This window comes from Butyrivibrio sp. WCE2006 (genome assembly GCF_000701985.1).
In the GTDB taxonomy this organism is placed as follows: Bacteria; Bacillota; Clostridia; order Lachnospirales; family Lachnospiraceae; genus Butyrivibrio.
Window position 1 is genome coordinate 1 of the sequence record NZ_JNKH01000017.1, and the last position, 26,239, is coordinate 26,239.

19 protein-coding genes and 1 other RNA gene are annotated in these 26,239 nt (G+C 41.3%); 17 read left to right on the plus strand and 3 right to left on the minus strand.

Annotation, left to right across the window (positions count from 1 at the left end):
* Positions 1-512 precede the first annotated feature (512 nt).
* From T501_RS11695 to T501_RS11730, 8 genes are all read left to right on the plus strand, one after another.
* On the plus strand, positions 513-926 hold the full coding sequence (locus T501_RS11695; protein ID WP_026510476.1) for a hypothetical protein: 414 nt from the start codon (positions 513-515) through the stop codon (positions 924-926).
* Between the two features lie 101 nt (positions 927-1,027).
* Positions 1,028-1,540: a DUF6465 family protein gene (locus tag T501_RS20300; RefSeq protein ID WP_049945768.1), complete on the plus strand. Its 513-nt coding sequence runs from the start codon at positions 1,028-1,030 to the stop codon at positions 1,538-1,540.
* An 18-nt stretch (positions 1,541-1,558) separates the two neighbouring features.
* On the plus strand, positions 1,559-1,861 hold the full coding sequence (locus T501_RS11705) for a hypothetical protein (RefSeq protein ID WP_026510477.1): 303 nt from the start codon (positions 1,559-1,561) through the stop codon (positions 1,859-1,861).
* Between the two features lie 153 nt (positions 1,862-2,014).
* Positions 2,015-3,019 carry a deoxyguanosinetriphosphate triphosphohydrolase gene (locus T501_RS11710; RefSeq protein WP_044914991.1) on the plus strand — a complete coding sequence of 335 codons (1,005 nt, stop codon included), beginning with the start codon at positions 2,015-2,017 and terminating at the stop codon, positions 3,017-3,019.
* A gap of 19 nt (positions 3,020-3,038) precedes the next feature.
* Positions 3,039-4,814, plus strand: coding sequence for a DNA primase (dnaG, locus tag T501_RS11715; RefSeq protein ID WP_026510479.1), 1,776 nt, complete (start codon positions 3,039-3,041; stop codon positions 4,812-4,814).
* Between the two features lie 356 nt (positions 4,815-5,170).
* On the plus strand, positions 5,171-6,382 hold the full coding sequence (gene rpoD, locus T501_RS11720; RefSeq protein ID WP_044915037.1) for an RNA polymerase sigma factor RpoD: 1,212 nt from the start codon (positions 5,171-5,173) through the stop codon (positions 6,380-6,382).
* Positions 6,383-6,385: 3 nt separating this feature from the next.
* Positions 6,386-7,153: a class I SAM-dependent methyltransferase gene (locus T501_RS11725; RefSeq protein ID WP_044914992.1), complete on the plus strand. Its 768-nt coding sequence runs from the start codon at positions 6,386-6,388 to the stop codon at positions 7,151-7,153.
* 248 nt (positions 7,154-7,401) lie between these two features.
* The gene (locus T501_RS11730) at positions 7,402-9,057 is read left to right on the plus strand and encodes a nucleoside kinase (RefSeq protein ID WP_026510481.1); all 1,656 of its coding nucleotides are present in this window, start codon (positions 7,402-7,404) and stop codon (positions 9,055-9,057) included.
* Positions 9,058-9,448: 391 nt separating this feature from the next.
* Here the strand turns inward: T501_RS11730 and T501_RS11735 are convergent, their stop codons facing one another.
* Together T501_RS11735 and rnpB are read right to left on the minus strand one after the other, a co-directional pair.
* Positions 9,449-10,225 (minus strand): S1 family peptidase, encoded by a 777-nt coding sequence (locus tag T501_RS11735; RefSeq protein ID WP_044914993.1) that lies wholly within the window; start codon positions 10,223-10,225, stop codon positions 9,449-9,451.
* A 211-nt stretch (positions 10,226-10,436) separates the two neighbouring features.
* An RNA gene (gene rnpB, locus T501_RS20310) (RNase P RNA component class A) lies at positions 10,437-10,782 on the minus strand.
* 213 nt (positions 10,783-10,995) lie between these two features.
* Here rnpB and T501_RS11740 point away from each other — a divergent pair.
* The 3 genes from T501_RS11740 (at position 10,996) to T501_RS11750 (ending at position 16,488) form a co-directional block, all read left to right on the plus strand.
* On the plus strand, positions 10,996-13,956 hold the full coding sequence (locus T501_RS11740) for a hypothetical protein (protein ID WP_155994846.1): 2,961 nt from the start codon (positions 10,996-10,998) through the stop codon (positions 13,954-13,956).
* Positions 13,957-14,106: 150 nt separating this feature from the next.
* Entirely contained in the window at positions 14,107-15,432 is a 1,326-nt protein-coding gene (locus T501_RS11745; protein ID WP_044914996.1) for a CobW family GTP-binding protein, read from the plus strand.
* 114 nt (positions 15,433-15,546) lie between these two features.
* On the plus strand, positions 15,547-16,488 hold the full coding sequence (locus tag T501_RS11750; RefSeq protein WP_026510485.1) for a TIGR03943 family putative permease subunit: 942 nt from the start codon (positions 15,547-15,549) through the stop codon (positions 16,486-16,488).
* A 111-nt stretch (positions 16,489-16,599) separates the two neighbouring features.
* Here the strand turns inward: T501_RS11750 and rpsT are convergent, their stop codons facing one another.
* A complete protein-coding gene (gene rpsT, locus T501_RS11755) occupies positions 16,600-16,863 on the minus strand; it encodes a 30S ribosomal protein S20 (RefSeq protein ID WP_026510486.1) in 264 nt (87 codons plus the stop codon).
* A gap of 291 nt (positions 16,864-17,154) precedes the next feature.
* On the opposite strand from rpsT, the gene lepA reads away from it, so the two are divergent.
* From lepA to dprA, 6 genes are all read left to right on the plus strand, one after another.
* The gene (lepA, locus tag T501_RS11760) at positions 17,155-18,972 is read left to right on the plus strand and encodes a translation elongation factor 4 (RefSeq protein WP_026510487.1); all 1,818 of its coding nucleotides are present in this window, start codon (positions 17,155-17,157) and stop codon (positions 18,970-18,972) included.
* Positions 18,973-18,989: 17 nt separating this feature from the next.
* Positions 18,990-20,324, plus strand: coding sequence for a coproporphyrinogen-III oxidase family protein (locus tag T501_RS11765; protein ID WP_044914999.1), 1,335 nt, complete (start codon positions 18,990-18,992; stop codon positions 20,322-20,324).
* Between the two features lie 91 nt (positions 20,325-20,415).
* On the plus strand, positions 20,416-21,777 hold the full coding sequence (locus T501_RS11770) for an MATE family efflux transporter (protein ID WP_050008284.1): 1,362 nt from the start codon (positions 20,416-20,418) through the stop codon (positions 21,775-21,777).
* 98 nt (positions 21,778-21,875) lie between these two features.
* Complete coding sequence (locus T501_RS11775) at positions 21,876-22,937, plus strand: type IV pilus twitching motility protein PilT (protein WP_026510490.1); 1,062 nt, start codon at positions 21,876-21,878, stop codon at positions 22,935-22,937.
* A gap of 307 nt (positions 22,938-23,244) precedes the next feature.
* On the plus strand, positions 23,245-24,927 hold the full coding sequence (locus T501_RS11780; RefSeq protein ID WP_081843141.1) for a YifB family Mg chelatase-like AAA ATPase: 1,683 nt from the start codon (positions 23,245-23,247) through the stop codon (positions 24,925-24,927).
* On the plus strand, positions 24,924-26,093 hold the full coding sequence (dprA, locus tag T501_RS11785) for a DNA-processing protein DprA (protein ID WP_050008285.1): 1,170 nt from the start codon (positions 24,924-24,926) through the stop codon (positions 26,091-26,093). Before T501_RS11780 ends, dprA begins: the two co-directional genes overlap by 4 nt.
* Positions 26,094-26,239 lie beyond the last annotated feature (146 nt).

The window sequence follows — 26,239 nt, forward strand, 5'->3', positions numbered from 1 at the left end:
AACAGCTATGATACGCACAGAGAAAAATACACATGGAAACGTTGGAAAATACTATGAAGCCATGAATCATAAACTGAGTCTCCAGACAAAGGAGCAGTTGTATTTTAATAGTGGGATATGGACTTTGTAACGGCTTGAAAAGCCAAGGGAATCCTTTATCCGCATGATAACATAAGTGCATTGATAGATATGTATGTCAAGGATGCATGGATGCACCGTTGGCTTGTCCTTGACATACATATCTATCAATGTTAGCTTAAATGGAGCGGATAAAGAATTTCCGTATCTATAGATGCCAGCTGATGCTTAGGCATATCAAGGTTTCTTTAACCTATTAAATCCTACAGTAAATTTACGCGGTCCAGATAGCTATTTCAAATTGAAAGTTTTAGCATGAATTAGTATAATTTTAGGTAATAACGAGTTCCGGACAGGCACTGGTGGAGGATAAACTTAACAGACCATGCAGGTCAGATTCAGGAGAACTCGTGCCGGATAAGGGGGATCATTACATGGATAACGAAGAATTGCTTAAGAAAATCGCTGAGAATACATCTAAGAGCCTTAAATATCATAGAATAAGTGCTTTTTGTCTCATCGGAATTCTTTGCGTGGTACTGGTTTCGGCATATATTGTCGTACCTAAGGCGGCTTCAACATTAAATGCAATTGACGCGGCAGCCAGAAGCAGTGAAGAGACATTATCAAATGCCTCGGCAACTCTTGCAGAGGTTAATGAAATGGCTGATTCTGTCACTAAGACAAGTGATGAGATAAGTACTTTCGTAAATGATAATCGGGATATGATGATGGAATCTCTTGATAAGATGTCACAAATTGATTTTGACGGATTGAATCAGGCTATTAAGGATCTTCAGGATGCAGTTGGACCTTTTGCGAAATTCATGAAATCATTCGGCAGATAAATGGATTCTGTTATTTTGATCTGGCAGCATTTGGATGCTAAAGATAGCAGCACCCGACAGGAGTTGGTAAGATAAAAACATTTCATTGAGGAGGATGTAAAATGGCAGGAAAAAAGACTACAGATAAGTTGATGGATATCGCTAAAAATGTATCCGAGGCAGCAAAGCCTTACGTGGAAAAGGCGGAGCCTTACATTGAAATGGCTAAGGAAAAAGCTGAGCCTGTGATCGATGAAGTTAAGGAAAAAGGCGGTCCTGTTCTTAAGGATGTCATTGAAAAGGCTGAGCCTGTGATCAAGGAAGTAAAAAAGAGAGCAGAGCCTGCAACCAAGGTGATAAAGGAGCAGGGGGAAAAGGCAGCTGATGTTGTAAAGGCAGCAACCAGAGATATTACAGAGTCAAATGCAAAAAAGAATGCAAAAGTAGAGTTCTTTATCCAGTACAAGGACTATGAGGTTCGTACCGAGGATATTGCTCAGATCATTCGTGAGAAGTATGTATCTGAGGGACACAAGATATCAGATATCAAGGAGCTGCAGATTTATCTTAAGCCTGAAGAGAACACAGCATATTATGTTGTAAATCACACAGATACAGGCAAATTTACATATTAAACCGGAGACTTGCATTTAATGGCAATTGAGAAAAACGTATTTTTTAATCTGAGACACTATGAATATGGGGAGGCTTTCTTTGGAAGCTATAAGGGCATGAGATACAGGCTGGCAAGAGAGCCGCTGGAGAATGTATTTTTCACGCCCGTTGACCAGAGGAATCCTGACGACAGGCTCATGGCTACTGTGTGGCCTGAACCCTACAGCTATTTTGACACTGAGGACAGTAAGAAAATTTCTGAAAAATTTGAGATTACAGAGGAAGGCTTTGAACAGGCTATTGCATGGATAAATGCGCAGTATGAGGCCGGAAACTGGTAATCTATAGACTGCTGCATTTGCGGCAGTCTTTTTTATCATATAGGAGATTCCGTTGGATTTCCTATATGATAAAAAGCATAAATAAAAAATTTAATTTCAAAAAAGGAAATGTCAACCATGTGCAGAATATAGTTAAAGTGAGGAGTTTATTGTATGAAAATACGAGAAAGCCTGGAAAACAGAGAGAGATTAAATTATAGCCCATATGCAACTCTTAGTATGAACACCAAGGGCAGGAAAGTCGAGGAGGAACCCTGCGACATCAGACCTTGTTTTCAGAGGGACAGAGACAGGATTTTATATTCAAAATCCTTCAGACGTCTTAAGGATAAAACACAGGTTTTTCTTACCCCGGACGGTGATCATTACAGAACCAGGATGACCCATACTCTGGAGGTTGCTCAGAATGCCAGGACTATAGCCAGAGCTCTTAAGCTGAATGAAGACCTTGCGGAAGCGATAGCCTTTGGGCATGACCTTGGACACACACCCTTTGGACATGCAGGAGAGAGGGCTCTTAATGCAATATGTCCTTATGGCTTCAAGCACAACGAGCAGAGTCTGAGGACAGTGGAATTTCTTGAGAAGGACGGAAGAGGTCTTAATCTTACTTTTGAAGTAAGAGACGGAATTCTGAATCATGAGCTGGAACTTATTCCGATTACTCTGGAGGGTAAGGTTGTAAGGCTCTCTGATAAAATAGCTTATATTCATCACGACATGGATGATGCAATTCGTGGGGGAATTCTTAAAGAATCGGATGTCCCGGATAAAATTACCAAAGTAATAGGCCATACCAATGGAGAATGGCTAAATACGTTTATTCACGACATTGTAGAAGCCAGCTTAGGACATAATGACATACTGATGTCAGGAGAGGTTGAGGAGGCACTTTTTAATCTAAGGACTTTTATGTTTGAAAATGTGTACACCAATCCTGTGGCTAAGAGTCAGGAGGGAAAAGCGGAGAATCTGATCCAGATACTGTATCAGTACTATATGGATCATGATGAGCTTTTGCCGGAGTACTTAAAGCGGCTAAGTGATACTCAGCCAAAAGAGCGGCTCGTTTGTGATTTTATAAGCTCGATGACAGACAGATTTGCTATTGCCAGATTCCATGAATATTTCGTGCCGAAGAGCTGGGATGTTCTATAACTAGAAGTAGGAATATAAAATGAGATACTCAGATGAAATCATTGAGGAGGTCAGATCCCGCAATGACATAGTTGATGTCATTGGACAGTATGTCAACCTGAAGCGGACAGGTGCAAACTATGTGGGACTGTGCCCCTTTCATAATGAAAAGTCACCATCCTTTAGTGTCTCCCCAAACAAGCAGATGTTCTACTGTTTTGGATGCAGAGTGGGTGGTAATGTCTTTTCATTTTTGATGAAATACGACAATTTGACTTTCGGCGAAGCTGTTAAAAACCTGGCTGACAGGGCAGGAGTAAAGCTCCCGGAAGAAGATGAATCGCCTCAGGCGAAAAAGATGAGAGATAAGCGCCAGACACTGCTGGAGATAAATAAAGAGGCTGCAAAATACTATGTTTATCAGCTCAAAACTCCTGCCGGTGAAAAAGGTCTTAAGTACTTTAAAGAAAGGGCGCTTTCCGATGAGACCATAAGAAAGTTCGGACTAGGATATTCAAATGTCACAAGTGATGACCTTGTCAGATATCTGAAAAGCAAGGGATATGCAGATTCGCTGATTATTGATGCGGGGCTTGCATCCTTTGATGAAAAGTACGGACTGCATGATAAGTTCTGGAACAGAGTAATGTTTCCGATACTGGATGCCAATTCAAAGGTTATCGGATTCGGTGGCAGAGTTATGGGGGATGGAAAACCCAAGTACCTCAATTCCCCTGAGACCATGATTTTTGATAAGAGCAGAAATCTTTTCGGACTTAATTATGCAAAGAATGCAAGGGCAGGCTATATAATAATCTGCGAAGGATATATGGATGTCATTGCGATGCATCAGGCCGGTTTTGGAATGGCTGTGGCATCCCTTGGAACAGCCTTTACATCGCAGCAGGCGAGCCTTCTGAAAAGATATACAGATCTGGTCATCCTGTCCTATGACAGTGACGGTGCGGGAACAAGTGCAGCGCTTCGAGGTATTGAGATACTTAAGGAGGCAGGTCTTAAAGGTAAGGTCTTGAATCTTAAGCCCTATAAGGATCCCGATGAATTCATTAAAAATGAGGGGCGGGAAGCCTTTGAGGAGAGAATTAAGAAGGCAGAGAATCCGTTTTTCTTTGAAATAGCAGTAAAAGAGAAGGAATTCGACATGAGTGACCCTGCTGAAAAGACTGAATTCCACAGATTTATAGGTAAAAAGCTCTGCGAATTTACCGAAGCTGTCGAAAGAGAGAATTACTTAGAAGCAGTTGCTCAAAGATATATGATAAGTGCTGATGACCTTCATAAGCTGGTGGCAGGTATAGCAGCCGGCGGAATAGTGAAGCAGTCAGTTAAACCCAAGTCTGGAAAACCGATAAAGGAAATAAAGGAAGATCCGGCCAGAAAGCCTCAAAGGCTTCTGATAACCTGGCTTGCTGATGAACCGGCAGTTTTCACATCTGTAAAGAAATGGGTAGAACCTCCGGATTTCAGTGATGAGCTTTATCGCGGAATTGCTGATGAGATGTGGAAGGGACTTTCAGATGGCAGTTTTGATCCTGCAAAGGTGATGAACCATTTCACAGATGAAGATGAACAGAGAGAAGTCGCCGAGCTTTTCAATACTAACCTATTTAAGGTTGAAACAAAAGATGAACGTGAAAAGGCAATGCACGACATTCTCTATGACATAAAAAAATCAGGTTTTGAAAAGAAACTCTCGATGATGCCTTCGGATGCACCTGAAAGATGGAATTTTACACTTGATGGGAAACGGGCACTTGAGGAACTGTCGAGAGCAAAGATCATTTTGGATACGTAAGAAAGGAAGTAAATAAAGTGGCAGAAAAGAAGACAACAAGCAAGGAAACAGATAAGGAAACAGTTAAGAAGCCTGCGGCTAAGGCTGCAGAAAAGAAAACAGCTGTAAAGAAAGAGACTGTAAAAAAGGAAACCAAGAAAAAGATAGTTATCAAGCTGGCTGATGATGATCTGAAGGAAGAGAAGAAGGCTGCTGCAAAGACTACTACTGCAAAGACTACTACTGCAAAGAAGACCACAGCTAAAAAGGAAGAGTCTGCTAAGAAGACTTCTGCAAAGAAGGAAGACAGCGCATCCAAGGCTCCGGGTTCTTCTTCAGATCTTGACGAAGAGACAAGAGAAAAGTTCCTTCAGAAAATAAGAGAGCTTCTTGCACTTGGTAAAAAGAAACAGAATACACTCGATTACAACGAAATCAGCGATTTCCTGAGAGATCTGAACCTTGATGAGGAGAACCTTGATAAGGTGCTTGAACAGCTTGAGGCTGCAGGCATTGATATCATCAGAATGGAAGAGGACGTTGATGTTGATATTCCGGATGATGACGGTGTTGTTCTCGGCGATGAGGATGAGGTTGATATGGAAAATATCGATCTTTCCGTTCCAGATGGTATAAGCATTGAGGATCCTGTACGTATGTACCTCAAAGAAATCGGTAAGGTTCCGCTTCTTACAGCTGACCAGGAAATTGATCTTGCTCAGCAGATGGAAGACGGAATGATGGCTGAGCGCATCATGGAAGCCGGCGGTGCAGATAAGGTTGATGTCAAGGAAGAGGAGCAGGATGCTTACGAAAGAGTAAAAGATTATGATGAGAGACAGCTTAAAAATGCTTCTTTTTATGGTAATGAAGCAAAGAAGCGTCTTGCTGAGGCTAACCTCCGACTTGTTGTAAGTATTGCCAAAAGATATGTAGGACGAGGAATGCTTTTCCTTGATCTTATCCAGGAAGGTAACCTTGGTCTTATTAAGGCTGTTGAAAAGTTCGACTTCCGTAAAGGATTTAAGTTCTCTACTTATGCAACATGGTGGATTCGTCAGGCAATCACACGTGCCATTGCAGATCAGGCAAGAACAATCCGTATTCCTGTACATATGGTTGAGACCATCAACAAGCTCATCCGTATCAGCAGACAGTTGCTGCAGGAGCTTGGTCGTGAACCCACTCCCGAAGAGATTGCAAAGGAGATGGGCATACCTGTAGAAAGAGTAAGAGAGATTCTGAAGATATCTCAGGAGCCTGTTTCACTTGAAACACCTATCGGTGAAGAGGAAGATTCACATCTTGGTGATTTCATACAGGATGATAATGTTCCTGTACCTGCAGATGCTGCAGCATTCACTCTTTTGAAAGAGCAGCTGGTTGAAGTTCTTGGAACTCTTACAGAACGTGAGCAGAAGGTACTGCGACTTCGTTTTGGTCTCGATGACGGCAGAGCAAGAACTCTTGAGGAAGTTGGTAAAGAATTCAACGTTACCCGTGAGCGTATAAGACAGATTGAAGCTAAGGCGCTCCGTAAGCTTCGTCATCCCAGCCGCAGTAGAAAACTTAAGGATTATCTGGACTAAATTATGAAAAATGTTATTTTATCAGATAGATTAAACGCAGTTGCGGGGCTCGTTAAGAGCTCCGACTGCGTATGCGATATCGGGACGGATCATGGATTCGTTCCGATTTATCTTATTAATTCAGGCATATGCAAAAGAGCCATAGCCATGGACATAAACAAAGGACCGCTTGACAGGGCAAGAGATCACATAAAGGAGAATGGTCTCGCAGACCTGATCGAGACGAGGCTTTCAAACGGAATGGAAAAGCTTTCTGAAGGAGAAACCGATGCTGTTGTTATAGCAGGAATGGGCGGACTTCTCATGAAAAGGATTCTGGAAGATGGGCAGCCCCGCAAAAAGGGCATTAAGCAGATGGTTCTGCAGCCTCAGTCTGACCTCAGACTTTTCAGGGAATACTTGAGACGCGAAAGATTTTTCATAACAAAGGAGGCTGAAGTTTTTGAAGATGGCAAGTATTATGTAGCAATCTCTGTGAATGTCAGCGATGATGGAGAAAATGTGTCCTATAAAAGCGCCACTGAAGAACTGATCCGTTCTTACAACGCGGACTTGCTTTTAGAAACTGCCACAAGGATATGTGACAGATTCGGTCCCTGTCTCCTTCTTAAAAGGGATGAAACACTTCGCAGATATCTTGAGCATGAAAAGAGTATCTGTGAGGGTATTTTATTAAAATTATCTGAAAATGAGCATACTGAGAGGATAAATGATATTATAAATAAAATAAACGATATTATAATTGCCCTGAGTTTGTATGTCATTCACTAGAGCAAGAAAAAAATAAGAATCTATAGATTCCTGTTTTTCCTCAGAAAAACGGGAATCGTATTGGACCAGGTCCTCGCGAAGCGAGGGGCGTGTCCTGCCGAAGGCAGGATTTTTGTGGGCGATTTCCGCTTTTGCCCACAAAAAGTCATGACTTTTTGCAGCAAGAAAAACAGGAATCTATGACTTCTTGTGGGCAAAAGTGAGTACCTGCAATCATGGGTAAATTAAATCCATATGGAGGGTGAGTTATGCCAAAGCTTGTTATAGAGGGAGAAGAAAGAGAGTATGAGAAGGGAACAACCTTCGAAGAAATAGCAAGGGATTATCAGGACAGGTATGATAACCAGATTGTTGCGGTGGTTTATGGCTCAAGGATCCGCGAACTTATGAAAAAAGTGGATCGGGATGAGAATCTGAAATTCATAACCACATCGGATGAGATTGGTAATAATACCTACACCAGAACTGCGCTCATGATGCTTATTAAGGCGGTTCGTGATGTTTCAGGAAAAAAACACCCTGCATTTACCAAAGTTGAATATAAGATTGGCAATGCGATTTACTGTAATATCAGAGGTGATTTCAAGGTTACTGAAACCTTCGCTGAGGAAGTGAATAAACGAATGCAGGATATGGTAGATGATGCTTTGCCAATTTCCAAGAAGGGATATCCTCTTGCTGATGCTGTTGATATTTTTACAAAAGAGGGAATGGATGATAAGGTAAGGCTGCTTCGCTATCGCAGAAGCTCAGAAGTTAATGTCTACAAGCTGGATGAATTCAACGATTACTTCTATGGATATATGCTGCCTAATACCTCTTATGTAAAATGGTTCAAGGTAGAAAAATATCATGAGGGTTTGCTTTTGCACCTGCCTTCCAGGCGGCATCCGGATGAGATAACTGAAAGTGAACCAAGGGAAAAGCTCTTTAATGAAATGGTTCGCTCCACTAAATGGGGTCAGATGATGGGAATAGATACTGTAGGTGATCTGAATGATGCTATCTGCAGAGGCGAATTTAATGATCTCATGCTGGTTCAGGAAGCACTTCAGGAGAGGCGTATAGGCGAGATAGCGCAGAAAATTTACGAGCGCAAGGGCGTTAAGTTTGTAATGATTGCCGGACCCAGCTCATCAGGAAAGACTTCATTTGCCAACAGACTTTCAATTCAGATGAGGACCTATGGATTAAATCCGCATCCCATAAGCCTTGATAACTATTTTGTTAACAGGGAAGATACACCTTTAAATGAGGATGGAAGCTATAATTTCGAATGTCTTGAGGCTCTCGATGTGGAGAAGTTTAATGAGGATATGGTGGATCTTCTAGACGGGAAAAGAGTTGAGATGCCAACCTTCAATTTTGTTACCGGTAAGCGAGAGATGAATGGTGATTTCCTTCAGCTTGGGGACGAGGATGTTCTTGTAATCGAGGGAATTCACGGACTTAATGAGAAGATGAGTTATGCACTTCCGGCAGAGTCAAAATTCAAAATATATATCAGCGCATTGACTACTCTTAGCGTAGATGCCCATAACAGAATTCCGACCACAGATGGACGACTTATCAGAAGAATTGTACGCGATGCCAGAACCAGAGGTGCATCTGCAAAGTATACCATAGCCATGTGGGATTCTGTGCGCAGAGGCGAGCACCTTAATATTTTCCCTTATCAGGAGAGTGCAGATGAGATGTTCAATTCAGCGCAGATTTATGAACTGGCGGTTTTGAAGCAATATGCGGAGCCTCTGCTTTTTGCCATCAGAAAAGATGAGCCGGAGTATTTTGAGGCAAAACGTTTGTTGAAATTTCTCGACTACTTTGTGGCTGTTGATTCACAGGCACTTCCCAAGAATTCCATTACAAGAGAGTTCGTAGGTGGCAGCTGCTTCAAGGTTTGATCTTGCCGCTAAATATGCAAAACAAAAAGGAACTGTTTCATTAGAACAGTTCTTTTTTTTCGCCCAGATATAAAGATATCCGCTTGAGAACTTCACAGTTTCAAACGGATATCTTTTTGCTGGGCTGTTCTATAAAATGAGCTGCGAAATCGGCACATCTTCATATGCGCAGCACAGATTTTTCAAAATGAGCTGCGAAAAGAGCACATCTTCATATGCGCAGCACAGATTTTTCAAAATGAGCTGCGAAAAGAGCACATCTTCATATGCGCAGCACAGATTTTTCAAAAAGAAACTACGAAATCGGCACATCTTCATATGCGCAGCACAGATCCAGCTAAATAGCACATTTATATCTTAAAAAAGTGTATGTATTTAGAAAACAGCCACATTATTGTATAAGAGCTTCAATATCTGAGAGTCTTACAGCTACTGTTTCACCTTTATTGGTTCCGCCTACAAGGATGCCTAAATAATTGCCGCTTAGGTCAAATACACCGCCTCCGGACATGCCGTGGTGGGCGTCGCATCTCACATATATCATCTTGTAGCCGTAGTCTGAAACCATAATGTTTGGGTTTATTACGGGGCCATATACATATTTTATGCCTATTCCTGTGTTACTTCCATAATAGTCATAGTGCTGCTTTTCTTTTGCATTGACCTGATGGTCTGAGTCAAGTGCGATTATGGTTTCGCCCTTAATCTTGTCAAAAGAGGGCATTACATCAGGGTTAATATTCACTGCACGAAGATTTATGAGGTTATAGGGATCAATAGATGATGTATTAACGCTGAGTATGGCTGCATCGTAGGTTTCATCTGATGTAATAAGAGTTGCATCAGCAATTTTTCCATTGTAGAAAATTACAAAATGATTGTCGGTTGAATCCCAGTTTTTAACCACATGCCCTGCTGTGATGATCAGTATCTGGTCTTTGTTTATGGAAAGAATATTGCCGCTTCCGTATTCTTTGCCAACCTGGACTTGAACAATGCTGGGGCGCTGGTTTAGGGCGGTAGCTATTATATCGCTGTCAGTATCAGATGAGGGAACAGTAAGTGGCGCTGTGAAAGCTCCGATGGATATCATGTCTTCTGCAATTTCGCTTGGCATAGGACCGTTGGCGCAGGCAGAAAGAGGGTATATAAGAAAAAAAATAAACATTACGATTAATGTAATGCCTGTAGTATAAATTATTTTTATTGATGTCTTATTATTGGTATGCATTTTAAGATTATTAAAGATTGCTTTTTATAAACATTATGAATATGCACTGTGTGAATTCTACATGTCTATGTACTGCATGATCTGTATATAGCAGGGCAACTCGTATTATCAGGAACAAGACCCTAAATGACCATGATTTTGTTTTTTATGTATGAGCAGGCCTGTAAGCCGGGTTATGTCGAGAATGATCATCTATCTAGGACTGCCGTTACCGACAGCCTCAAGCGACCCACCTGAAAACGGACCGGGCCGGCCCATAGTTTTCTTTTTGGTCTTGCTTCGGATAGGGTTTACATGGCTACAGATGTTACCATCTGCACGGTGGTCTCTTACACCGCCTTTTCACCCTTACTCATAAAGAGCGGTTGTTTTCTGTTGCACTTTCCCGGGAGTCACCTCCGCCGGACGTTATCCGGTATCCTGCCCTACGAAGCCCGGACTTTCCTCACCCGCGCCCTTACGGGACTTGCGGCCGCGATCATTTGTCCTGCTCATACATAGCAATTTTAACAATGTAAAAAATATTGTCAAGGGCGACACGAAAACTTAAGAAATTCTTAATTTGAAAAAAATCACTTGATAAGAAAAGTCAGGTGTGATATATTCCTTGCTTGTCGGCAATCAGCCGATAGCAGTCCGGAGTTTCTCCGAGACGAATTCCATTTTTTTTACCAGATTATTTTTATGAAAGGCGGTTTTTATTTTTTATGAGACCAATTAAACAAAGTAACTCGATGAAAGAGCTATTGAAGAAGCTCAAGCGTCACGATACCCTTGTGTTGGCATCAGGCGTTATAGCAACAACTCTATTATGTGGAGCATTCGTCTATGTGACAACACCGGCTATCAGCGCTGATGCTGCCAAGCAGGAGGTCAGAAGGGACTCTCTCGGGGTACAGAAAAAAGCAAGCTCACAGTTAAAAGAGATAGAAGATTATCTTGAAAAACTGGATAAAGTTGTGACAGAGAGCAGCAATCTTGTACAGGAGATTCAGACTGTTCAAAATGAGCAGAAGGAGCTGACTGAAAAGACTCTTGAAAGAGAAAAGACTCTGTCAGTAGAAAAAGACACTCATACTAAGACGGAAAAGGAAACAAGTACTGACTCATCAAAGGTTGTTGAAAGTATAAACGGCCTTGATAAAGATCTTAAACTCATCCATTCGGAAATATCTTCCACAAGCGAACAGGTTAAAAAATTAAAGGAAAGCATGGATAAGGGCGGAAATACTGATGCCAATAAGGATAAGGAAAGTTTTGCCCAGATAACAAATGCACTGGATGATATCAAAAAGAGCTGCGATAAATCAGGCTCAAACGCTTCCGGAATTATTGAGCAGATTAGAGATATTAAAACTAATAATACAGATACTGAAAAGAAGACAACTGAATCACTTCAGACAATAATAAAGTCACTTGAGAAGGTTGACACAAAGGAAAACTTAACCAAGCTTGAAAATGATCTCAAAATAACTCAGGCCACATATATCAACATGCTTTCAGACGTATCAAAGGATGTAGGTAAAACCAATGACAATGTAAAGAAAGTCAGGGAATCTGTTAGCAAGGTAATGGACAGAGTAGGAGATGTGGACAATAACATAAACAAAGTCCGTGATGTTCAGGAAACTACTAATAGTAAGGTGGATGATGTTCGCGGAACCCAGAACGTGACAAACAGCAAAATTGATGATGTCCGAGGAACACAGGATACAACCAACAACAAAATCGATGATGTCCGAGGAACACAGGATACAACCAACAACAAAATCGATGATGTCCGAGGAACACAGGATACAACAAACAACAAGATTGATGATGTTCGTGGAACTCAGGATACAACAAACAACAAGATAGATGATGTCAGAGGAACTCAGAATGTAACAAATTCCAAAGTTGATGAAGTCAGAAAAGCCCAGGATGAAACAAATTCAAAGGTGGATGGCATTCGCGGGACCCAGGATGAGACCAATTCAAAGGTCGATAATATCCGCGAGGTTCAGGATGTTACAAATGATAAGATTGATAAGGTCAACGAAAACCTTAATGAAACTAATTTAAAAGTTGATGATGTTCGGGAAACTCAGAATGTCACGAATGATAAAGTTGATAAAGTCCACGATACTCAGAATGAAACAAATTCAAAGGTGGATGAAGTTCGGGAAAACCAGTATGGTACAAATGGAAAAATTGATGAAGTCCGCGTAGCGCAGGAAGGGACAGACAGCAAAATTCAGGATGTTCGCAATGCACAGGATGGTACAAACTCAAAGATAGATGATGTTAAGAATGCTCAGAGCGGCACAGACTCAAAGATTGATGAAGTAAGGAATGCTCAGGCTGGAACGAATTCAAAAATCGATGAAATCAAAAGAAGCCAGAGCGGAACAGATGGCAGGATTACTACAATTGTCAGAAATGTTGATACTGTAAGCGCCGATGTCGCAAGCATGAACAAAAGTCTTTCTGAAATGAAAAGCAAGCTGGAAAATAATGAAAAACAGATGAAACAGCTTGCTTCAAGGCTTGACCAGGTTTTTCAATCATCGGGCAGTAATCGTAGTAAACTGGCATCCATACTGTCCGATCTTGGTGGCTACAATGCTCCAAAGGATGCAACTATCAGCTCATTAATCGGGAAGATAAATCTTATTCCTGCAGCAGTTATAAAAGCAGGGACTAAATCATGTGAATATCATAATCATACTGATGGAAAAAATACTATTAAAGCCGAGACCTGCAATCATTCAGGTGGCTGTTTTACTGTAGCCGTCAATCATAAACATACACTGGCATGTTACAACGATAAAGTGGTATTTATATACACACCGAAGGTCAGAGTATTAAATGCAGGAGGAAAGTCAGATGTTATCACTACAAATCCTAAGTATGGAGATGAAATAGAATGCTGTGAATGTCACAAACAATTACAATCCTTAAATGGACACACGCATACGGCAAGGACTATAGGTGAGGCACAGCAAAAGGGTACTAACGTCATTGAAAAAAATGAGAAGGTACTTATATGCAATAAAACAGATAAAACACCGGAGTATTGGATTCCGAACTGCGGTTATACAAGTGGTCAGATTACCAAAATGACCATAACTTATCCCAAAAAGTACAATATCAATCCTAATGTCTTATTATCCAAAATAGCAGTAGCAGGTGACAGAGAAATTGATAAGAGCCTGTTTGATTTTGACATGGACGGCTATAGCGACTCTGAGGCAGATATTGACTATGAATACTCAGAGGAAGATAATTATGATCCATTTGAGGGTTTGATACCTGAACAAAATGATAATCAGTGCGAAGAACAAAATAGTGAACCTGAGGATAATATTAAAAATGATGAAGCTGTGAGCGACGGTAATACCAATGAATCTGAGGTTGTGCATAGTGAGGAAAATGTTGATGTAAATGCTGCAGACTCAGGGACTACCGGAGATGGGGATAGTGCTGATTTAAAAATGGTAGACTCCGGAACCCCGGCTGAAGAAAATAATTTGGATATAAATGCAGATGTTCCCGGGACTCGAAAAGAAGAGAATAATCCGGAAGCTGATGCCGGTGAAACTCAATCTGAGGTTAGCAGCGGTGAAAATATGGAAACTGTCAAATTTAATATTGGTGACTTGGACTTTGATAATGATATATTGCCCTAAACTGTAGAAATATTTGCGCTGATACTGGTTGTTATAATAGCTAAGGCTAACTGAAAATCTTGACATCTAATTGTGGCTGGCTATAAAATATGCCTTGTACGATATAGAAGTTTGTGCACATTTTAATAGAAAGAACGGAGTGTGATTAAGATGACAAAGATTGACATTATATCCGGCTTCCTTGGCGCAGGGAAGACGACACTTATAAAAAAACTTCTGAAGGAAGCGCTTGCAGGTACTAAAACAGTACTTATCGAAAATGAATTTGGCGAAATCGGAATTGATGGTGGCTTCTTAAAGGAGTCAGGCATTGATATCAGAGAGATGAATTCAGGATGTATCTGCTGTTCTCTTGTGGGAGATTTTGGAACATCCCTTAAGGAAGTAATGGATACATATTCTCCTGAGAGAATTCTGATTGAGCCTTCAGGCGTAGGTAAGCTTTCAGATGTTATGCGCGCTATCCAGAATGTAGCTGATGGTGAGGATGAGCTTTCCATGAACAGCGCAGTAACAGTTGTTGATGTCAGCAAGGCTAAGATTTACATCAAAAACTTTGGCGAATTTTTTACAAACCAGATTGAAAATGCAGGAACCATTCTTCTTACAAGAACAGATAAGGCAGATTCTGCTAAGATTGAGGCTGCTGTAGAACTTATCCGTCAGCATAATCCTAAGGCTACAATCATCACAACACCTTTGGATCAGCTTGATGGTAAGGAAATACTTGATACCTTCGAGGGCAATCATGACCTTGAGGCTGAGCTCTTAAAGGAAGTTCTTGCACAGAAGGCTGATGAGCATCATCATCATCACGATCATGGTTCAGAGAAATTTACTGATGAAGAAGGCGTAACTGTTTACAGAGCACATAAGCATGATCATGACGAGGATGAACATGACCATGAACACCATCACGACCATGATGAGCACGATCACGAGCATGAGCATCATCACGATCATGATGAGCATGAGCACGAGCATGAGCACCATCACGATCATGATGAGCACGATCACGAGCATGAGCATCATCACGATCATGATGAGCATGAGCACGAGCATGAGCATCATCACGATCATGATGAGCATGAACACGAGCATGAGCATCATCACGATCATGATGAGCACGAGCATGAGCATGAGCATCATCATGACCATGATCACGAGCATCACCATCACCACCACGATGCTGATGATATTTTCACCAGCTGGGGAATGGAAACTCCTGCTAAGTATAACAAGGAAGAGATTGAAGCAATGCTTTCAAGACTCGAAGAAGAGGAGAACTTCGGTGTTGTACTTCGTGCAAAAGGAATGGTTCCCAATGAGAACGGCGGATGGATTGAATTTGACTATGTTCCCGGTGAACCTGTTGTGAGAGATGGTGCAGCTGATGTTACAGGTAAATTCTGTGTAATAGGCGCTGAGCTCAATCAGGACAATCTTGAAAAATTGTTCCGTAGAAAAACTGTATAAGAGTAGTATTGTTTCGATGATAAATCTAATATCCCCCGCTTTATCAGCGGGGGATTTGGACATTTGGAAGGAGTCTGCTTAGATTTAATGTTTGGAAGGAAAAGAGAAAAGAAAATGAAACCAGTATATGTAATAAATGGATTTCTTGACAGTGGCAAGACAGATTTCTTTAAGTATACACTGCAGCAGCCATACTTTAAGACCAAAGGTGAAACTCTGCTTATCGTATGTGAAGACGGTGAGAATGAATATGATGAGAAATTCCTTGCTGCTACAAATACCATTTTAGAAAAAATAGAAGATGAAGAGGATTTTACTCCTGCAACTCTTATGGCTCTTGAAGCAAAATACGATCCTGAAAGAGTGCTTATTGAATATAATGGCATGTGGAATTTTAAGAATTTCCGTATTCCGAAGGCCTGGAGACTTGAGCAGCAGATTACAATAATTGATGCATCAAGCTTTGAGCTGTATTTCACTAATATGAAATCATTGCTTTCAGAACAACTTAGAAATTCAGAACTTATTCTGTTCAACAGATGTGATGGAATCGAGGATCTTGCTACCTTCAAGAGAAATGTTAAGGCTATCAATCAGAAGGCAGATATTATTTTTGAGGACATGAATGGAGAAGTTGATGTTACTCTTGATGAGGACCTGCCATTTGATCTTAATCAGGATCCAATTGAACTTAATAACTTTGGATATGGCATGTTTTATCTTGATGCCCTTGAGCATGTAGATCGCTATGATGGTAAGAAAGTTAAATTTACAGCTATGGTCGCAAAGCCTTTTGATATGGCGGACAATGCATTTGTTCCGGGAAGAATGGCTATGACCTGTTGTGCAGAGGATATGCAATTTTTGGGATTTAAGTGTGAATATGACAAGGCTTCAGAGCTTAAGGAAAAAGAATGGATAAATATCACGGCTGAAGTAAGAAAAGCCCTTGTTCCTGAGTATGAGGGAGTAGGAGCGCTGCTTAATGTTGTTGAGCTTGAGCATACATCAGAGCCCAAAAATCCTGTTATAGATTTTTCAAATCCTAATGTTTAGGTTGTTGTTTTTCTTCAGAAAAACAAAAACCGTACAAAACAAAAGTAATAAAAAATACCTCAGATATCGGTGAGAAGATATCTGAGGTATTTTAATATTATTTATTTTAAATTACTGAATCTTGTTAACAGCCTGAGCAAGACGAGAAACTTTTCTTGAAGCTGTATTCTTCTTGAATACGCCCTTTGACTCAGCCTTATCGATTGCTGATGTAGCAGCAAGAAGTGCCTTAGCAGCCTCTTCCTTGTTACCAGCCTCAACAGCTGTTCTAACCTTCTTGATCTCTGTCTTTACAGCAGACTTGATAGCCTGATTTCTAGCAGCCTTTTTCTGATTTGTAAGAATTCTCTTCTTGGCAGATTTGATATTAGCCATAACTTCCTCCATAAATATTACTAAAAGTTTTAATTGTCATCTAAGTTATATGGCTATGAAACCGGACACGGACAGTCAATGCCACATACACCATGATATTTTATACATTTGTTGTTGCAATGTCAAGTGATTTAAAAAATTAGGTGGCGTGTTATCAGTAATGCCATTGTGAATAACACAGTAATTATGTTATGATAACACGTGACTTCTAGAATGCAAATAGGAAAGTACATGCAGGAAGTCTGCCATATAATGGCTTTTGACAATTATCAGAATGGAATTTGGAGTATTATGTCAGAATTTGATCAGAGTAAAGTTAGGAATTTTTGCATAGTAGCGCATATTGACCATGGAAAGTCTACACTGGCTGACCGTATGATAGAGACTACGGGAGTTCTTACCAGCAGAGAGATGCAGAATCAGGTGCTGGATAACATGGACATAGAGCGTGAGAGAGGTATTACCATCAAATCTCAGGCTGTGCGAATGATTTATAAGGCAAAAGACGGAGAAGAGTATGTATTCAATATGATAGATACACCCGGTCACGTTGACTTTGGCTATGAGGTTTCAAGAAGCCTTGCAGCTTGTGACGGTGCAATTCTTGTCGTTGATGCTACTCAGGGAGTTGAGGCTCAGACTCTTGCCAATGTGTATCTTGCCCTGGACCATGACCTGGATGTTTTTCCGGTAATCAATAAAATTGATCTTCCAAGTGCAAGACCGGATGAAGTCAAGGAAGAAATAGAGGATGTTATAGGCATTGAGGCTCATGACGCTCCGCTTGTTTCAGCAAAACTCGGAACTGGAATTGAGGATGTGCTTGAATCTGTAGTTCACAGAATCCCGGCTCCAACCGGAGATTCTTCTAAGCCGCTTAAGGCGCTTATTTTTGATTCAGTATATGATTCTTATCGCGGAGTTATCGTATTTGTAAGAGTAAGAGATGGTGTTCTCAAAAAGGGAATGACCGCGAAATGTATGGCGTCAGGAGCATCCTGGGAGGTTGTTGAGGTCGGATATTTTGGCCCCGGACAATTTATACCCTGCGATGAGCTTGTGGCGGGAAGCGTGGGATATTTTACAGCCTCAATTAAAAATATCCAGGATGCCAGAGTTGGTGATACTGTTACCAGCGCTGATGATCCTTGTGAAGAGGCTCTTCCCGGATATAAGAAGGTAATGCCTATGGTTTACTGCGGACTTTATCCTGCGGATACAGCCAAATATCCGGAGCTTCGCGATGCCCTTGAAAAGCTTCAGCTTAATGATGCTTCACTTTTCTATGAACCGGAGACATCTCAGGCTCTGGGATTCGGATTCCGTGCGGGATTTCTGGGACTTTTACATCTTGAGGTAATCCAGGAGAGACTGGAAAGAGAGTACAATCTTGACCTTGTAACAACAGCTCCCGGCGTAGTATACAAGGTTCACAAGACTGACGGCACTGTATTTGATCTTACCAATCCTGCTAATCTTCCTGATCCTGCAGAAATTGATTACATGGAGGAGCCTATAGTAAATGGCGAGATCATGGTGACTACAGAATATGTGGGATCAATAATGCAGCTTTGCCAGGAGAGACGCGGCAAGTATATAAGTACTGAGTATATAGAGGCTACAAGAGCGGTACTTAAGTATGAGCTTCCGCTTAACGAAATAATCTATGATTTCTTTGACGCTTTGAAATCCAGATCAAGAGGTTATGCATCCTTTGATTATGAGATAAAAGGCTATGAGCAGTCAGAGCTTGTTAAGCTGGACATTTTGATCAATCACGAGCAGGTTGATGCACTTTCATTTATTGTACATAAGGATGGTGCATATGACCGAGGCCGTAAGATGTGTGAGAAGCTTAAGGGAGAGATTCCGAGACACCTCTTCGAGATACCTATCCAGGCAGCAATCGGAGGAAAAATCATAGCCCGTGAAACTGTAAGAGCTATGCGCAAGGATGTGCTTGCCAAGTGTTATGGCGGTGATATCAGCCGTAAGAGAAAGCTGCTTGAAAAGCAGAAGGAAGGTAAAAAGAAGATGCGTCAGATTGGTAGCGTGGAGATTCCACAGCAGGCCTTCCTTAGTGTACTTAAGCTTGACGAGGGTAACTGATTAGTTATTTGTGATATATGAAAACTCTGGGTATTTATATACATATACCATTTTGTAAACAAAAGTGCCTTTACTGCGACTTTCTTTCCTTTCCGGAGGGAAGGGCGCAGCAGGCGCTTTATTTTGCTGCTCTTAGCAAAGAGATTGAGATAGGAACAGAGGAATGCAGTGACTATGAAGTGGTATCCATATTTTTTGGAGGCGGAACCCCCACTTCTGTAAGTGCTGATTTTATAGTAAAGACAATGGAACTATTAAAAAACAGATACAAGATCAGAAGTGATGCTGAAGTTTCCATTGAATGCAATCCCGGAACAGCAGATTTTGAGTCTCTGAAATTATACAGAGAAACCGGGATTAACAGAATCAGCATTGGACTTCAATCCGCGAAGGATGATGAACTTAGGCGGCTTGGCAGAATACATGATCTTAAGCAATTTGAAGATTGCTATAAAAATGCCAGGGCAGCAGGTTTTGATAATGTAAATGTTGATCTCATGAGTGCAATTCCCGGGCAGAGCCTTACAGATTGGGAGAACAACCTGAATTATGTCTGCTCTCTTTCTCCTAAGCCGGAGCATATTTCGGCATACAGTCTTATCATAGAGGAGGGTACACCTTTTTATGATATGTACGGCGATGATATGGATGGCGATTCCTGTAGGAAGCCACAGGAAAGCATAAGTGATAATATGGATGGCGATTCCTGTAGGAAGCCACAGAGAGATATAAGTGATGTTAGATGTGGCACCATGAAAAAAATCTTACCGCTTCCTGATGAAGATACAGAAAGAGAAATGTACCACAGGACCAGGGAAATACTTAAGCAGAATGGTTATCACCGCTACGAGATATCCAATTATTCACTTGATAACAGAGAGTGCCTTCACAACAAGAGATACTGGCAGGGCGGAGATTATATAGGCTTTGGGCTTGGCGCAGCATCTCTTATGGATAATAAAAGATTTCACAACACCGGTGACTTTCAAAAATATCTTTCTGCCTTTGAACCGGTAAAGGCAGCGGGGGATGAACTTAATAAAAATAACTTAAATGACGAAGTAAAATGTAACGGAAAAACGATTATTTCAGTAATCAGAGAAGACGAAGAAAATCTTGATAAGACGGCCAAAATGGAGGAATTTATGTTTTTGGGACTTCGTATGGTAAATGGAGTTTCAAAGGCGGAATTCAAAAGCAGGTTTGGTGAAAACATAGAAAATATCTATGGAGATGTAATAGACGGTCTTGTGTCGGATGGTCTTATGGAGACTGAAAATGAAAATATTTACCTGACTGAAAGGGGCCTTGACCTCAGTAATTACTGCATGGCTAAGTTTATTTTTGAGTAGAGTACTTAGTGTGGCTAAACAGCTACACTAGAGATATTTTAACGTTTACTATGCTTGCGGTTAGGTAAATCAAGATATTTGAGGATTTATTATGGAAAGTAAAACAGTAAGATCAACTAACAATAATTATGATATGTTGAACGGAAGTCTTTTGGATAAAATTGTCATATTTGCACTTCCGCTTGCAATTTCAAGTATATTACAGCAGCTTTTTAATGCAGCTGATCTGGCAGTAGTGGGAAGATTTGCTTCTGCCGAGGCTATGGCAGCGGTAGGAAGCAATTCTTCAGTTATTGCCCTTATAGTCAGTTTCTTTGTGGGATTGTCTGTGGGTGCAAATGCTGTAATAGCAATGGAGATAGGAAGCGGGCATAAGGATCAGATAAGTGATACGGTCCATACGGTAATAACTATTTCACTGGTTGCGGGATGTGCGCTGATATTCATAGGCTTCTTTTTAACAAGGCCAATATTGATATTGATGGCGGCGCCGCAAAACGTTATGTCCCTGGCAATACTGTATCTTAGAATCTATTTCTTTGCTATGCCTGCCATAATGATCTACAACTACGGTTCTGCGATTTTAAGAAGTAAAGGGGATTCAAGAAGACCCCTGTTTGCCATGGTAATCGCAGGAATAATAAATATCATACTTAATCTGATATTTGTTGTTGGATTCCACATGCATGTGGTGGGTGTTGCCCTTGCAACTGTTCTCTCCAACATGTTCAGCGCAGGACTTATTTTGTATTACCTGATGAATGAAGAGGAGCCATTTAAACTCGACTTCAGAAAGCTCAGCATAAAGAGAAGATATCTTATCAGAATGATGCAGATAGGTCTTCCTGCCGGATTGCAGGGTGCAGTTTTTTCACTGTCAAACGTTGTTATTCAGTCTGCCGTAAACAGCTTTGGTGCAGATGCAATTGCCGGTGGAACAGCAGCTGCCAATTTTGATTTTGTATCCTACTGTGCCATGAATGCGTTTGCTCAGTCAGCTGTTACTTTTACCAGTCAGAACTATGGAGCAAGGAAGTTTGACCGTTGTAAAAAGGTATTCAGGATCTGCATGCTCTGCGGAATAGGAATTTCTGCGGCAATAGTACTTGTTCTGGTACTGTTCAGATATCAGGTTATTACATTGTTCACAACAGATGCGGATGTTATCAGCTTCGCAATGAAGAGAATCATGAATGCGTTTGTTCTGCATTTCCTTATTGGATCCTATGAGATAAGCGGAGGAGCTTTGAGAGGAATGAACCATTCACTTGCTCCTGCGTTGATATCGGTATTTGGAACCTGCGTATTCAGACTGATCTATGTATTTACGTATATCCCGACACATCACACATTTGAACAGTTATTCCGTGTGTACCCGATTTCCTGGATCATAACAGGAACTATAACTTTAACTGTGTACTTCATAGTCAGGGCAAAAGAGTTTAGTAATTAACTTAAATTTTATCTTTATTTCATTATCAGTTCGTTGACTTCCTTTTTGCATACCGACATGATAAGAGTAGAAGACTATGCAAGACAGGAGTGATTAAAATGTCCAGAATTGATGATATTCTAAAGACTGCAAAAGAAGCCGGAGCTTCAGATGTTCACATCACTGTAGGTATTCCGCCAAAGATGCGTGTTAACGGAAAATTGATAGCGCTTGAGGGATATCAGCGTATGCTTCCGGCGGATACGCAGGAAATAGCAGATGCAATCATGAGCCTGAAGCAGAAGGAACTTCTTGAAGCTAACGGACAGCATGATATGTCATTTTCAGTGATGGGACTTGGCCGTTTCAGGTTAAATGTTTTTAAACAAAGAGGCTCTGTCGCTATGGCGATAAGACTGGTGGAGACGACGATTCCTGATCCGGAAACGCTTGGCATTCCCAAATCCGTTGTGAATCTGTATCAGAGGCAGAGGGGGCTGGTTCTGGTTACCGGACCCACAGGTTCCGGAAAATCAACTACTCTGGCATCTGTTATTGATATGATAAACAATAACAGAGAAGCCCACATAATTACCCTTGAAGATCCTATAGAGTTTTTATATCAGCATAATAAATCGATAGTTAACCAGAGAGAGGTTGGTCTTGACAGCGATAATTATGCCAATGCCCTAAGAGCAGCACTTCGCGAGGATCCGGATGTTATTCTTGTGGGTGAAATGCGAGATCTGGAGACCATAAGCACTGCCATAACTGCAGCTGAGACGGGACACCTTGTATTATCGACGCTGCATACAATTGGCGCAGCCAGTACGGTGGACCGAATTATTGATGTTTTCCCTCCGCACCAGCAGCAACAGATCAGAATTCAGCTTGCAAATGTATTGGAGGCTGTTATATCCCAGCAGCTGATACCAACCGCTGATGGTGAAAGAAGAGCAGCTGCATTTGAGGTTTTACATGTTAATTCTGCGGTAAGAAACATGATACGTGAAGGAAAGACCCATCAGCTTATAACTATCATGCAGACCAACAGAAAGCTTGGAATGATCACGATGGATGAAGCGATAATTGAGCTGTGCAGAAGCGGAAAGATATCAAGGGAAAAGGCAATCCAGTACGCACAGGATCCTGATATCATGCAGAACAAAATATTGAGATAAGACATTTAACTCCCGGCTTTGCAGGATTTATATTTCCTGTAGCCGGGGGTTTATTTTGTGGGGAATTCAGATGAATTTCCTACAAAATAAAAAGCGCTCTGCTATGGATGCGCACTCGCGCAAGATGGATAAAGCTGCTAAAGCAACTAAAAAAGATTTTCTTGCAAAATAATTCTGATACGATATAATGAATTTTGCGTTTCGACGCATGTTTAATTTCCTACGGAGATTCTCCGTATTTTCCTTAATTTGTATTTTTAGAAGCAGTCCTTTTATGCGCGTATGCGTTACGAAAGGAGTATTTGTTATGTTTAGTACTGTGGTTTCAGGTGCGGTAAAAGGCATAATGCCGTATCTGATGCAGGTGGAGGTGGACACCTCTGATGGGCTTCCCATGTTCAACATGGTTGGCTTTATCAGCGGTGAAGTCAGGGAGGCATCGGAGAGGGTTAGAGTTTCCTTAAAGAATGCCGGATTTGCGCTGCCTCCAATGAGAATAACTGTCAATCTTTCCCCTGCAGATATCAGAAAAGCGGGGATTGCTGTGGATTTGCCGGTAGCGGTAGGAATACTCACAGCCATTGGAGAAATAGATTCCGACAGCCTTAAGGACACCCTGGTTATAGGTGAATTGGGACTTGACGGAGAAGTAAAGGCGGTAAGCGGAATTCTTCCGATGGTTGCCCATGCTCACAGTAAAGGATTTAAGACCTGTATTCTTCCAATCGATAATGCCAGAGAAGGCGCAGTTGTCCAGGGAATGAAAATCATTGGAGTAAGTTCACTTTCAGAGGTTGTGGCTTATCTTAAGACAGAAAGGGACGAAAGAGATAATCTGATCGCTCCAACCGTTGTGGATGTCAATGCACTTTTTGACAATGAAGAGAGCACTGAGAATTACCTGAGGGGTATGGATTTTTCAGAGATAAACGGACAATCTGCCGTTAAGAGAGCTGTGGAAATCGCTGCTGCGGGCTACCATCATATTCTGATAATCGGCCCTCCGGGTTCCGGAAAGAGCATGGTGGCAAAAAGAATTCCTTCCATAATGCCCCCTCTTTCGAGAGATGAAGCACTGGAAGTGTCATCGATATATAGTGTGGCGGGGATGCTTAAAAAGGGAGAGACGCTGATAACAAGAAGACCTTTTATGAGTCCTCATCATTCGATAACTGAGGCTGCTCTTGCAGGCGGTGGCAGCATACCGCGCCCCGGGATTATATCTCTGTCGCACAGGGGCGTCATGTTCCTGGATGAGATGGCTGAGTTTAAGAGAAATACGTTAAATCTTTTAAGACAGCCTCTGGAGGACCGGGAGGTTCATATAGCAAGAAGCGGTGGGAACTTTTCATATCCTGCGGATCTGCTGCTGGTGGGAGCTATGAATCCATGCCCCTGTGGATATTATCCTGATCTTAACAAGTGTAAGTGCTCGGAATCTGAAATCAGCAAATATCTTGGCAGAATATCGGGACCAATACTGGATAGAATCGACATATGCATAGAGGCGGCAAAGATAGATGTGACAGAGCTGAATCATGGCACTCAGTGCAATGAGACAAGCGCAGAGATCAGAAAAAGAGTTATGAGAGCTGTAAGTGTACAGCAAAAGCGTTTTAAAAATGATGGCATAAGGTTTAATTCGGAGATGACTCCGTCACAGATCCAGAAGTATTGCAAACTCGGGAATCAGGAGCAGAGGCTGATGGAGAGGATTTTTATGACAATGGATCTGTCTGCCAGAGCATATCATAAGGTCCTTAGAATTGCCAGAACTATAGCTGATCTTGATGGGAGTGAAAAAATTGAAACAGCTCACATTTCGGAAGCAGCATGCTATAGAATGATGGATTCCAAATATTTTTCAAAATCCGCGTCAAGCGCAGAGCCGGGTTTTTCTGACAAAGTTAGGGACAGGGGTGGAAGCTTTGCTGAGAGAATAAAGAGCAGATCGGAAATGCATACTCCCGGGGAAAGAGGTGTTTCATGACTACTGAAAATGTATATGCCTACATGCTGCACAATATTCCGGGATGGGGAAATAAGACTTTACTAAAGCTCCTTGATGAATTTGGAAGCTGCAGTAAGATTGCAAAGGCTACAGAAAAGGAGCTTAGAGATTTTATAACTTCAAAGCAGTATAAAGCTTTTGAAAGAATGCAGAAAACCTGGGATTTAGAAGGGGAGTATGAATATCTTTACAGAAGGGGAATAGATTTCTATTACTATTCTGATGTCAAATATCCACGCAGACTAAAGGACATTCCGGACCCGCCATTTGCCCTTTACTGTCTGGGAAACCTTCCTGATGAAAATAAGCCCTCTGTTTCCATAATCGGTGCCAGAAACAGCTCGGAATATGGTAAGTATGCGGCTAAATTATTTGGTGACAAGCTTGCGTTGTCAGGTATCCAGATAATAAGCGGAATGGCCAGGGGAATAGATGGTATATCCCAGCAGGCAGCCATTTATGCAGGTGGCGAATCATACGGGATTCTCGGAAGTGGTGTGGACGTTTGTTATCCTGAGGAAAACAGAGCTTTATATAATTCGCTTATAAAAAGCGGAGGGATTATATCAGAATATTTACCGGGGACTCAGCCGAAGCCACAATATTTTCCACCACGAAACAGGATAATAAGTGGATTATCTGATGCTGTACTTGTTATTGAGGCACGAGAAAAAAGCGGGACTCTTATTACCGTAGATATGGCACTTGAACAGGGTAGGGAAGTTTTTGCAGTTCCCGGAAGAATATGTGATTCGCTGAGCTATGGATGCAATTCTTTGATAAGACAAGGTGCAGGAATGGCAGCAGGACCTGAGGAAATACTGGAGTACCTTAGAAGAAAAATTCATAGCGACAGACCGGGAGTAGATGAAAAATGTGGAAAAGAGGAAGAAAAAAACGGAGAAATGTGCGAAAACATTGTATTTGAAAATAATGAAAAAGCGGAACTGCTAAATTGTAATGAGACACAAAAGTGTATATATAAGGAACTGGATTTTTATCCTCAGACAACAGCGGCAATATTTGAGAAGATGGTGGAAAGAGGCATGGAAATGACAGTTTCTGAGGTGATGAATGCTTTGGTAGAGCTATGTCTTATTGGAATTGTTGCACAGAATGGGACAGGTTTCTATAAGCGGGGGTGAGTCGTATTGCTTTTACAAAGAAATGGTGAAAGCTGAAAGGAAAGCAGTGAATACGCATAAACTTGGTTAAAAAGCACGAAAAACTTAACTGACTGAAAAAATAAAACGGAAACGTTACCAAAGGCTTAATTAAGCTGTTGCAACCG